Here is an 11,966-nt window from a genome sequence, read left to right on the forward strand (position 1 = left end):
TCCCCGAGGACTCGATCCGGGTGCGCCACCGGCCCGCGCTCAGGGTTCGAGTACATATGATCCAGGGGCATTTGCCAGTACGGCACCAGCACCCAAGGCGGGTGGCATCGTCTTCTTGCTGGAATGGTCGGCGAGCCATCGTTGCCACCGCGGCCACCACGATCCTTCACATTCCGGTGTGCGGGCGAACCATTCGTTCGGACTGAGATAGGGATCGTCCTTGGGCCGCGTGCCGAAACGATAGTGCCGCCCGGCATGGCCTGGCTCCGAGACGATGCCTGCATTGTGCCCGCCCGAGGTGAGCAGGAAGCTAATCTCGGTGCTGGTTAGCAGGTGAAGCTTATAGACGGAACGCCAGGGCGACACGTGGTCGCGTTCAGTGCCGACCACAAACATGGGCAACTTGAGATCGGCCAGGGCGACCGGCCGACCCTGGACGCAATATCGGCCCTCGGCCAGATCGTTACGCAGGTACAGACGATGCAGATTTTCGCTATGCATACGGTAGGGTAGGCGCGTGGTGTCGGCGTTCCACGCCATCAGATCGGTCGGTTCTGGGTGCTCGCCAAGTAAGTACTCTCGCATCAGTCGAGACCAGACCAGATCGCGCGAATGTAGCAACTGGAAGGCGCCGGCCATCTGTGCGCCATCCAGATACCCTTGTTCCCACATCAAGGCATCGAGATAGCTGAGTTCGCTCGCATCGATGAACAGGCCAAGTTCGCCCGGTTCGCTGAAATCGGTCTGTGCCGCGAACAAGGTGACTGATTGGATTGAGGCCGGCCAAGGCCGGGCGTCGCGTTCTAGCGCAGCGGCACCAATCGCCAGCAACGTGCCGCCGAGGCAATAGCCGGCAGCATGGACCGGACTCGGACCGGTAATGTTATGCACCTGCACGAGTGCCTCGAATAGGCCAGACTCAAGGTAGTCGTTCAGACCCAGGTCGCGTGCCTCCTGACGCGGGTTCCTCCAGGAAATCATGAAGACGGTGTGCCCGCGTTCCACCAGATACTGCACGAGCGAGTTGTGCGGCGACAGATCCAGGATGTAATACTTCAAGATCCAGGAGGGCACGACCAGCACCGGCTCCTGCCAGACCGCCGGCGTTTGCGGCGCGTACTGGATCAACTCCATCAATGCATTGCGATAGACCACCTTGCCGGGTGTGATTGCGACATTCTGGCCGACACAAGATGGGGCACAACGCCGACGCGAAGCGCCGGGAACGTACCCGGACAAGATCTCTTGCTGGTGCTCCAGCCAATGGGCTCCGCCGGCGAGAAAGTTTCGCCCGCCCGTCTTTAACGTCACCCGAAGCACCTCAGGGTTCAGCCACCAACAGTTGCTCGGCGAGAGCAAGTCTGTCCATTGTCGTGCCGCAAAACTGATCACCTGCTCATGATGTGGAGAAACCCCACGCAGGCCGGTGGTGGCGGTTTGCCAGCAGGCCTCTGTGTGCAGAAACATGTCACGCAGGAGGCCATATGGCCAGCGCTCCCAGTCCGGATCGGCAAAGCGCGGGTCGCCGATTTCCGTGCGAGGGCTAGGCAAGTCTGACGACCGGTCCCGCCATGGTTGCATCATCTGTTGTGCCAGCGCCAACTGCTTGCCAGGCGAACTGATCAGATGCCACCCCCAGTCCAGCCATGCCAGCCCCAACGCGGCAGGCGAGACGCCGCGCGTTACCTGCGCCAGTGCCGCATGCATGAGTCGATCGACGCGCTCGACTGGCGCGTTGAGCGACCCGTCGGCAGGCGCCGGCGGACAATCGGGGCCAGTGGGGGAATCGATGGCATTCGCTACCCATCGCGGTTTGTCGATAGGTTCTACCACAGTCTCGGTCATCGCAATTCCTCAAACGATTACGTGGCGGATTTCAACATTAGGCAGCGGATTCGTCCCGCGATGCGACGTTGGCCGCGGTCACTTGCAGTCGCGAACCGATGTGGTGCCAGTTTGGGTGATCGCTGTCCCGTGCTGTCTCGATCCGCGAAGCGAAGGATCGATTCCACCAGCGGCGCAGTGCTCGGTCAGTCGGGTCAGGTTTCGCGGACGCGGGCTCCTCGAGGTACACATAGTCATATCGCTCTGCCATCTCGATGAATCGCGGTTCGTGCGGCGACCTACGCGCCAGTTCGGTGATAGTCTGGATGCCGTACAACCAATTGAAATGATAGGCGAGGCGACCGCTTGAGGGAAATCTGAATTCCCATTCGCCGGAGACCTTAGTCACGGTGGCCACGGTGCCTGCCAGGCTCCCCTGGCGAGGACTGCTAGCTGATCGAGTACTGGCTCGTTCCGAGCACGCGCGACACAATACCCGATGCATGCCAACATGCATCTTGGCGAACCAGCGCTCAAATTTCCAACGCGGGAGACTCACGGGACTATCCATCGCTTGCTCCGTACCCGTTTCTCCGAGACCATCATCCACGAAGTGCTAGAAATTCCATCCTGGCTTCCAGTTCCACTGGCAATAGGGGAAAAGCCGTAAAGGACGCAGTGAAACAAATTTTGAAATCTCCCACAAAACGAGTATTCTGGATGCATGTTATGCCCTGGCTGCCAGATTGGCAAATCTCATATTGCAGCCGAGGCCTTGCAGACGTGACGACAAGCTAGTGGAGCCGCAGATGAGACTGACCGAGTACACTGACTACAGCCTTCGCGTGCTTCTCTATGTTGCCGTGCATCCGGATGAATTGGTGACGGTACATTGCATTGCCGAAACTTTCGGCATCCCCAAGAATCATCTGACAAAGATTGTGGCGCACCTGGGCCAGCTCGGATTTCTCAAAACCGTGCGAGGACGATCTGGCGGCATTACGCTTGGTATGGCACCGCAGAAAATCAATCTCGGCAAGGTGATCCGCGCCACCGAGCCCGATTTCCGGCTGGTTGAATGCTTCGCGTCGGAAGGGAACCGGTGCATCATCACCGGTGCCTGTGGCTTGCGCCATGTCCTGGCTTCGGCGCTAGCTGCCTACCTTGCCGTCCTGGATTCGTACACGCTGAAAGACCTGGTCAAGCGGCCTGAGGCGCTTCAGCGTGCGTTGTCCGGCGCCAGCATGCTCCCGGCCACGATCGAAAGGCGCGAGGCGCAGACCCACTGAGCCCTAGTGACGACTGTCATTGACGCTGCCCAGCAGACCTAACATTTAAAACCTAGGAAACAAAAATGCTGAGTCCTCATGAAGTGGCAACCCTCATGCTGATCCAGGACGACCTACGTCGCACCGAACTGGATCGCGCGGATGTTGACACTCTCCTCGAACACCAGCTTGTCAACCTGGAGGAGTTCGTCTGTGGTCACCGACGTCCCCGTATCACAGCCAGGGGTAACGCCGTCCTCAACGCCATCGCGCGCATCCGCTGAAGGCCGAAGGCCGAAGGCGCAAGCGTCCCCCATGATGACGCGGCAAGCGAGTAGTTCACTTGAGCGCTATTGCCGGTGGGTGCCTAGGCGCCGGCAATCCGCGCGAGTTTGCATTGCCTAGGTGATGCCCGTCGTAGTCCATCAACACAACCTGTCGCACGACCATAGACGTCCGGTATCCCCCGGACCCGGGTCGGGTTGAAATTTCAGGAGATTCACGATGAATCCGTTTGCCCCCGAGCAAATTGCAGCCGCTCAACAAGCCAACCTCGCCATCCTGTTCGGATTGGCGAACCACGCCTTCGCAGGCTTCGAGAAGCTGGTCGAGTTGAATTTGCAGGTAGTGAAGTCGACGCTGACGGACGCCCAGGCAAACACGCAGAAGGCATTAGTGGTCAAAAGCCCGCAAGAGCTTCTCGTGCTCCAAGCCAGTCGGATGCAACAGCTCGGCGAGCGGGTACAGTCGTACAACCGTCATCTGTACGACATCGGGTCGGCTGCCCAAGCCGAATTTGCCAAGATCGCAGAGGCGCAATTCCAAGCGCACAACCGCAGGATGCAAGGGCTTGTCGACAACCTGGCGAGCAGCGCGCCGGCGGGTTCTGAAGGCGCCGTGAGCGCACTGACCTCGGTGATTTCTGCCACCAACAACCTGTGTGAAAGCATGTACCAGACCGCGAAACAAGCGGTGGAAGTCGCCGAGAGCAATTTCAACAGGGCAAGCACCCCGGCGTCGACGGCGGCTAAGCAGGCCGCCGAGCAGGCGTCGCGCACTGCCCGGACGTAACGGTAGGAGTACGCCATAGTGCCCGCGCTCCCAATGCGGTGCGGCGGGCAAGCCGTCCTGTCGGCGTCGCCGCCCGCCAGCCATCGGTGCTGGGCGATCCGCCACCGATGGCTGGCGAGGAACAGGCTCACCACTGAAACGGCGATGCGGGGGAGGGGGCCGGCTCCCGCATGGGGACCAGACTGGTCGCCTCCCTGCTTATCCGGGTGGTTGCGTCCCCGCCTCGGCGCGGTTCGAGATGCCAAGACGAGGCGCCCCTCGCCTGGGTATCAAACAGGGGCTGATTGGCGAGACTGAATAAGCGCCAGCGATCGGCCGGCAAGAACTGACCGGCACGCGCCACTAAGCATGCGCGGCGGCCTAACTTCATGATGAAGAGGAGTTGAACGTGACAAAGCAGATTGCGGTGGTGACCGGAGGCATGGGTGGGCTGGGCGAAGCCATCAGCGTCAGGTTACATGACGCGGGATATACAGTGGTGGTTACCCATTCCCCTGGCAATGCTGGCGTGGCGAGTTGGCTGACCCGGATGGAGGCGGGGGGACGCCGATTTCAGGCCTATGCGGCCGATGTCGCCGACTACGACTCTTGTCAAGCATGTCTAGGCAAGATTCAGTCCGAAGTCGGCCCGGTCGACATCCTGGTCAACAACGCTGGCATCACGCGGGATGCCAGCTTCAAGAAGCTGGACAAGGTCAATTGGGATGTAGTCATCCGCACCAACCTGGACTCCATGTTCAATATGACGAAGCCGGTGTGCGACGGCATGGTTGAGCGGGGTTGGGGGCGCATCATCAACATATCGTCCATCATTGGGTCCAAAGGTGGGTTCGGCCAGACCAATTACGCGGCCGCCAAGGCTGGTATGCATGGCTTTACCAAATCGTTAGCTCTGGAAGTGGCAAAGCGGGGGGTGACTGTCAATACCATCTCGCCCGGGTATATCGCCACCAAAATGGTCACGGCCGTGCCCCAGGAGATTCTGGATACCAAGATCATTCCGCAGATCCCAGTGGGGCGTCTGGGGCAACCCGAGGAAGTCGCAGCACTGGTCGTATACCTGTGTTCCCGCGAGGCCGCCTTCATGACTGGGGCGAACCTTGCCATCAACGGCGGTCAGTACCTGCAGTAAACGCATCCGGTCCGCGGCGATATGACCGGCATTACCGCCTGTCGCATCGCTGCTCGACTACGAGTCGGCCGACCGATGGATCTGGTCGCTGTTCGCCATCGTCTACGGTTGGTCTCGCATTCACATCGCCGGACCGGGATTCCCCGTGGCGGCAACGGGGACCATCACCTATTGGACCCACGCATACAATACATGGGGGCGTTGCGTATCAAGCGCGTTTCGTGCAAGAACGAAGTTTGGCACGAATATTGGCGCCGGTTTTCTATTGAACAGTTTGCCGCCCCTTGTCGAGCATGGTCCTATCGTATCGACCCGCCGGGCGGCCAGCCGTGTGCGGGCGGACGATAGAGGGTGGTGGTCATCTTATCGTCGACATATATGATCAATCTAACGTCCGCAGTTACGGTCGATGCGCCATCCGCTGGACTGCCCCCGTCTCCGCTCCACGTGTTGGTCCTGCAGGGTGGCGGTGCCCTCGGTGCCTACCAGGCAGGCACCTACCAGGCGATGGAGGAAGCCGGGGTGTTGCCCCGGTGGATCGTTGGCACGTCGATTGGCGCCATCAATGGCGCGCTCATCGCCGGCAATCCGCCGGAACGCCGACTGACGCAATTGCGTGCCTTCTGGCACCTCGTGGCCGGTTCCTCGCCTTGCCTGCCGCCCCAGCTGCAGGCGGCCGCATCGCTCTGGGGCATGGCCAGCAGCCTGGTGGCGGGCGTGCCGGGATTTTTTGCGCTCAAGGCACCGTGGGAGATCCCGTTCGCGTTGAATTGGAATCAGGCGGGCGTCAGCTTTTACGACACCGCCCCGTTGCGTCGGACACTTGCGCGCCTGGTTGATTTCGAATTCCTGCGGCATGGCCCTACCCGGCTTAGCATCGGCGCGGTCGACGTGACGAGCGGCGAGTTGCGCTATTTCGACAGTGCCGCGCAGGTGCTGAGCGCCGAGCACATCATGGCAAGCGGCGCTTTGCCCCCTGGCTTCCCACCGGTACCGATCGACAGGGCCGAGTACTGGGATGGCGGCGTGTATTCGAATACGCCGCTTGAGTATGTGGTCGACGACACTACGCACCAGACCAAGGTCTGTTTTGCCGTCGACCTATGGAATGCGACCGGCGCCGTCCCCAGCACCATCCTGGCGGCGGCCGCGCGTCTCAAGGAGATTCAATACGCCAGCCGTACCAAGCGTTGGATCAGAACGCACAAGACCATTCACGACCTGCGCCACGCGGTGCGGGCGCTCGCCGAACAGCTGCCGCCTGCAGCGAAAGCGGACCCGGAGTTTCAGCGCCTGATCGCCCAAGGCACCGGCCGTACCATCAACATCGTGCATCTTGTAGCCCCGGCCGACGACCAGCCGCAACCTACCAGGGACATCGATTTCTCGGCGAACACGGTCGAGCGACGCTGGCAGGCCGGCTACGAGGACATGCTCGCAGCGCTCAGCCACAAGGCCTGGCTCAAGCCCTTGCCGCCCAATACGGGCATTGTGGTCCATGAGTTCGCCCGCAACCAGGACGGCAGCGTCGGCCACAACGCTTCCGACAGCTCGGTAGGGTGAAGACCCGCTCCGTTCCTGGCGCGGCAGTGTGCACGACTGAGCATGAGCGTGTGATTTGATGGAGAGGCGAGCAAGGTAAATGATCGTGCCAGTACGGCCTCCGGGGGCACCGTCCATCGTGGCGGCGACGGTCTTGCGGTGGCGATGGGCGTGCCCCTGAGGCGGGTGCACGCGTCAATGCTGTGCCCGCCGGCGTGGGAGTTCTCATTGAACAAGGAGCCCATGGGGCTCCTTGTGTTCAACGTCAGAACGGTTCAGTTCCGCTGTCTGGGTCAGCGTCTACCTGACGATCTTCGCGGAGCAACTCGAACAAAGGCAGTTGGTAGTGCGAGTAGATGCGCTCACGCAGATCGTCGAGCATGGGCGACGCCGGGTCAGGTATTTCTGCGTACCGTTGCGGATAGCGCCGCCATTGCAAGTTCTGAAATGGAGCGCAACATGAATGGTCAGCGGCGATCGCAGCAGCTCGGTGCACTCAGCTTGCATGGGCCGGCATGACGGCGTTGCCAGCAGCGCAGCACGCCGGGCCCGTGACCTACGTATCCGGGGGCGTGGGGTCGGACGAGTCGCAGCCGATCAAGGAAGCGATGCCCAACTACCCGCTGGTGCTTGAGTTTGCCGGCAGAACCTCTTATGGAAAGGAAACGAGTGCTTGGCGGGGGTGCCGGATCGTCGATGCGCACGGGAAGACTGTGCTCGATACCAGCGCGCAGGGGCCATTCCTACTGGTTTCCCTTCCGGCAGGGCGCTATGCAGTCGCCGCCAGCTATGGCGAGAAGACAGAGCATCGTTCGGTTAGCTTGTTGCCAAGCGGCCACGTCCGCGAACTCATTCTATGGCCGACGTGAGGATATGGGGCCGGTGCGGCCTCATGTCCTCACACTTCGGCGCCCCGCTTTAACCACCAGATGTCCTGCGTGGTTCGTCACGTCATGTCTGCTTGAATATATCACAACATGATATAAATTACAGTTTGAGGACACGCTCCGCCGGGGCAGGGAAACGCGCCGTTCGCGTCCATACTTGGCCCGGCCGAAACTGTCTGCCTAGGCTGGTTTTGCCGTGCTTCCCGCCAAGTTTGTCGGAGACGGTGTCACCAGGCCCCCGCTAACCGCAGGAGGACATCATGGAACTTCACATGCAATCGCATCACTTCGCGCGCAGAACGCCAGACTGGCGTGTCGCCGCCATCGCCGGACTCGCGGCGGGGTTGATCTTTCTGATACTGGAGGTGCTGGCGACGTGGATCCTGGGTACCAGCCCCTGGGCACCGTTGCGGATGACGGCGGGCATCGTGTTGGGGCACAGTGTTGTTTCGCAATCGGCAGCCTTTGACCCGAGCGTCACGCTGTTGGCTTTGGTGGTTCACTTTGCGCTGTCCGTCATTTTTGGACTGATCCTGGCGGCGATCATGGCGTCATTTAGTCTTGACTCGAGTGTCGGTATGGCCTCGCTAGCGGGTGTCATCTTCGGTCTGGTTGTGTATGGGCTGGACTTCTATGGCATGACTCGCGCGTTTCCGTGGTTCGGAGATGCGCGCAATGCTGTTAGCCTCGTCACACACCTTGTATTCGGGCTAGTCGTTGCCATTACCTATATGAAGCTCGAGCGTAAACAGGGCAGCCTTCGTGCGAAGCCTATTGGCACGTGACGCAGCTCCGCCGGGACCGGGTTGGTCAAGATGCCTGCTTCGCTCCAATAGTGGGCCAGTGCTTGACCGGCCAGGTATCGATGGCGAGGTGCAGGGAGCAGAACATGAATCCTGACACGCGATATGACGTAACAAAGCAGAACTTCGAAGCTCTGTCGGAGTTCCGCTATGAGTTGCGCCGCTACCTTCGATTCTCCGAAATAGCTGCGCGCGCGGAGGGCATCACGCTCATGCAATACCTGCTGTTGCTGCATATCAAGGGTTTCCGGGATCGCGATTGGGCCACGATTGGTGAGTTGGCGGAACGCTTGCAAGCCGCCCCAAACGGTGTCGTCGCACTGGTGTCGCGTTGTGAGGCCGCGGGGTTGGTTGCGCGTCTGCAGAGTGACGCGGATCACCGTCAGGTGGAAGTGCATCTGCGAGCGCCGGGAGAGCGCCGCCTGATGTATCTGGCAACGCTTCACAAGATCGAACTCAAGTCATTGGGTTCAATCTTCAAGATAGAAACCCTAGCTTTGTTTCGGCCCGGATGAGGGCATTTGCCAACGGTGCTCGGGCGATGCCGAGATACCAGCGCGTATGTCCGGCCATCCGCCGAATTGGCAAACGTGGTCGGTATGCGGCACTGACACCCACACCGGCCACCGCAAACGTTGGCCCGAACAAGTCCTCGCTGACCACGTTGCGATCATCCCGCGACTTGCCGAGGGCTCCCGCCCTCCGAAGACAATCACGCTGAACGGCTATGCGACCTCTCACCGCGCGATGCGCGGAAGGAGAACCGAGGATTTGCTGGCCGAAGGTATGACGTTGCGATTGTCGAAGTGCAAATCACTACAGAGAGACTGTCCACAAGAATGTCGATGGCGCGTTTCAGCCGGGGTCACGCCCGCCCAAAAGCGCCAGCGTGTGGGGCGCACCACAGGCCCCGCCGGCAATCCAAGGTCGCTATCGGCCAGCGCCCGCGCGCGGTCTTCATGCCGGCAATCTGTGGTTCGTCCATTGCTTCATTTCCGGCAGTGTTGCCAGCGGAACGCCCATTCAATAGACATGAAATTGGACTGGAGATTATTCCGTGAAGTTCATCACGTCATGAGATGTTTGGGATCAAGATGATCATGGAAACAGCCAAGATTGACGCGGTTGATGCTTGAATATGTCACGAAATGATATAACGTACAGAATGGGGATGTCGCCGTGGCGATTGCTCCCGCTGGAGATGCAGCGAGGCTGTCTGCCGACACCCGAAGGATGTCCGAAGCCGACCACTTGGCGTGATGGGTTCCACCAGATGACACGGCCAGCAAAGGCTTGCTTGGTTTTGCCCGCGGCGGCGATATCTGCAGCGAGTCTTCTTGCAGCGTGTCCCGATCGATCGCAGTTCCTGTTCGGTGATCCGTTTCCCGTGGCGCACGAGATGCAGCACGACTGGCGATCGAAATCGTGAACGACGCGGATGCGCTCCATTCTTGGAGTCGAGAAAGAGGTCTATCCTTAGGGAAGGCCACTCGCGCCATTCGAAAAAGGAGGCAAAATATGTTCAAGCACGTCCTGCTACCCACCGACGGTTCCGATCTCTCCAGGAGGGCTACCGTCGCTGCCATCGAGTTTGCGAAGTCAATCGACGCGAAGATCACGGCCTTCACTTGCATGGATGAGTATCCCTTCCTGCAATCGAGCGATGCGGGTCACCAGACACGCAAGACATTCAAGGAGCACGCAGAGGCGGACGCGCGTGCTCGCCTGAACCAGATCGTCGCGGCGGCAGAGGCGGAGGGTGTCGCTTGTGGCACAGATATGACGACCTCGTCCGCACCGTACAAGGACATCGTGGAGGCTGCCACCCGACACGGTTGCGACGTGATTTTCATGGCATCCCACGGTCGTCGCGGCCTCGCCGGCCTGCTGGTCGGAAGTGAAACGCAGAAGGTCCTCACGCATTGCACGATTCCGATCCTCGTCTACCGCTAGGGCTTTTCCGCGGCACATCCTTGGCGTTGCCGCAATTCGGCAGTTCACCGGTCAACTCTATGGCCCGCCTCCTCCCGGTATGCGTGCCGGCGGTGCGGCCAATGCGAGGCTGGCGTACGGTTCGCTTGAACAGTACGCCAGCCTCAATAGGGAGAACCCTCGACCAGGGCGTCCTCGACAAGTACCAGGTTCCTGCACAAGCCTAGCATCGCCATCCCGGTATGGGCCGATTGCAGAAAGACTGGTCGTCTCGGAACGCCGCGGCAGCGGGCGACATCTAATGCGCGCAAGTCAAGAAGACAGGGGAGGCCGACGATGCAGCGGAAGAAGGATGTTCGACCCGATTTTGCCGGGACGCCAGACGCGGCGCTGGCTCAGCTCGTTGCCGCCGGCGATCCGGACGCGTTCAGGCTAGTGATGCGGCGTTGCAATCAGACGCTGTATCGGGCAGCACGCGCCACTCTCAAGGATGACGCGGAGGCCGAGGATGCGGTTCAGGATGCCTATCTGCTGGCCTACCGTGGCATGACGGGCTTCCGTAGTGACGCGAAGCTGTCGACTTGGCTGACCCGTATTGTGGTCAATGTGGCCCTCGGCCGCATCCGCAAGCGTCGGCGAAGCGCTTCGGTGATCTCGATTACGAGTGACGTCGCGCCAAAAGGTTACAGGAGCGGAGAACTGATGGACGACACTTCCGCGGAACGGCCGGAGCACGCCGCCATGCGTGCCGAGTGCCGGCGCCTGATCGAGGCGAAGGTCGACCAGTTGCCGGAAGCGTTCCGCATTGTATTCGTGTTGCGGGCGCTTGATGAACCGAGCGTCGAAGAGGTTGCCCAATGTCTCGGCATTCCCGAGGCTACGGTGCGTACCCGCTTCTTCCGAGCGCGCAGTCTATTGCGCGAAGCGCTGAGCGCGGAAATGGATGTCGCGCTTGAAGAGGCATTCTCATTTGCAGGAGAACGCTGTGACCGCATCGTGGAAGCCGTTCTGGCCCGCGTGCAGTGGTAGGGCGTGTAGCTTTTAAGCTAGGCAAGAGACCTGTCAAGGAGGCAGTCACGTCATCGATTCAGCGTTGGAACCCTCCTTATGTGCAAGGTACGCGTCGATCGTTCCTGAGCCAATCTGGCCTCTTGCTGTCAGGCACAGCGATCGCGATGTTGTCAGGCAGGGAAGCACTTGCAGCCGCAGCGGAAGGCTCACAGGAGAACGACGTCCGCGTTCTAAATACTGCGCTTGGTGCGGAATTTGAAGCCATTGCAGCCTACCAGGTCGGGGCGCAAAGCGGATTACTGAAAAAGCCGATACTTGATGTCGCTGTGACGTTTCAAGGCCACCACAAGGAGCATGCGACCATACTCTCTCAAACCATTACAAAGCTGGGCCGTTTTCTGGCCGATCCTCTGAAGGTGGCCCCGGGTACCAGCATGGGATACGCTGGAGTGAAAGACGATCAAGAGCGCGCCGACCTGATCGCTTACCTGAAGCA

12 protein-coding genes and 1 pseudogene are annotated in these 11,966 nt (G+C 60.3%); 11 read left to right on the forward strand and 2 right to left on the reverse strand.

Going from position 1 to position 11,966, the window contains the following annotated elements; genetic code table 11:
- Positions 1–39 precede the first annotated feature (39 nt).
- Both ACYP5B_RS50800 and ACYP5B_RS50805 read right to left on the reverse strand, forming a co-directional pair.
- Positions 40–1,845, reverse strand: coding sequence for a PHA/PHB synthase family protein (locus ACYP5B_RS50800; protein WP_459575065.1), 1,806 nt, complete (start codon positions 1,843–1,845; stop codon positions 40–42).
- A gap of 37 nt (positions 1,846–1,882) precedes the next feature.
- Positions 1,883–2,242 (reverse strand): hypothetical protein, encoded by a 360-nt coding sequence (locus tag ACYP5B_RS50805; RefSeq protein WP_459575067.1) that lies wholly within the window; start codon positions 2,240–2,242, stop codon positions 1,883–1,885.
- Positions 2,243–2,633: 391 nt separating this feature from the next.
- Here ACYP5B_RS50805 and ACYP5B_RS50810 point away from each other — a divergent pair, with 391 nt between their 5' ends.
- From ACYP5B_RS50810 to ACYP5B_RS50860, 11 genes and pseudogenes are all read left to right on the forward strand, one after another.
- Positions 2,634–3,113 carry an RrF2 family transcriptional regulator gene (locus ACYP5B_RS50810; protein WP_459575069.1) on the forward strand — a complete coding sequence of 160 codons (480 nt, stop codon included), beginning with the start codon at positions 2,634–2,636 and terminating at the stop codon, positions 3,111–3,113.
- Positions 3,114–3,208: 95 nt separating this feature from the next.
- The gene (locus ACYP5B_RS50815) at positions 3,209–3,376 is read left to right on the forward strand and encodes a hypothetical protein (protein WP_459575070.1); all 168 of its coding nucleotides are present in this window, start codon (positions 3,209–3,211) and stop codon (positions 3,374–3,376) included.
- 220 nt (positions 3,377–3,596) lie between these two features.
- Positions 3,597–4,163, forward strand: a complete 567-nt coding sequence (locus tag ACYP5B_RS50820; RefSeq protein ID WP_459575071.1) for a phasin family protein — start codon at positions 3,597–3,599, stop codon at positions 4,161–4,163.
- Positions 4,164–4,551: 388 nt separating this feature from the next.
- Positions 4,552–5,295, forward strand: coding sequence for an acetoacetyl-CoA reductase (gene phbB, locus ACYP5B_RS50825; protein ID WP_459575074.1), 744 nt, complete (start codon positions 4,552–4,554; stop codon positions 5,293–5,295).
- 447 nt (positions 5,296–5,742) lie between these two features.
- Positions 5,743–6,858 (forward strand): patatin-like phospholipase family protein, encoded by a 1,116-nt coding sequence (locus ACYP5B_RS50830; protein WP_459575075.1) that lies wholly within the window; start codon positions 5,743–5,745, stop codon positions 6,856–6,858.
- Positions 6,859–7,388: 530 nt separating this feature from the next.
- On the forward strand, positions 7,389–7,706 hold the full coding sequence (locus ACYP5B_RS50835) for a carboxypeptidase regulatory-like domain-containing protein (protein ID WP_459575077.1): 318 nt from the start codon (positions 7,389–7,391) through the stop codon (positions 7,704–7,706).
- Between the two features lie 278 nt (positions 7,707–7,984).
- A complete protein-coding gene (locus ACYP5B_RS50840; protein WP_459575079.1) occupies positions 7,985–8,509 on the forward strand; it encodes a hypothetical protein in 525 nt (174 codons plus the stop codon).
- A 104-nt stretch (positions 8,510–8,613) separates the two neighbouring features.
- Complete coding sequence (locus ACYP5B_RS50845) at positions 8,614–9,042, forward strand: MarR family winged helix-turn-helix transcriptional regulator (RefSeq protein ID WP_459575082.1); 429 nt, start codon at positions 8,614–8,616, stop codon at positions 9,040–9,042.
- 1,003 nt (positions 9,043–10,045) lie between these two features.
- Positions 10,046–10,480 (forward strand): universal stress protein, encoded by a 435-nt coding sequence (locus ACYP5B_RS50850; protein WP_459575085.1) that lies wholly within the window; start codon positions 10,046–10,048, stop codon positions 10,478–10,480.
- A gap of 315 nt (positions 10,481–10,795) precedes the next feature.
- Positions 10,796–11,488, forward strand: a complete 693-nt coding sequence (locus tag ACYP5B_RS50855) for an RNA polymerase sigma factor (RefSeq protein WP_459575088.1) — start codon at positions 10,796–10,798, stop codon at positions 11,486–11,488.
- A gap of 56 nt (positions 11,489–11,544) precedes the next feature.
- Positions 11,545–11,862, forward strand: a pseudogene (locus ACYP5B_RS50860) (ferritin-like domain-containing protein); the annotation flags it as partial.
- Positions 11,863–11,966 lie beyond the last annotated feature (104 nt).

This window comes from Cupriavidus sp. 8B (assembly GCF_054589115.1).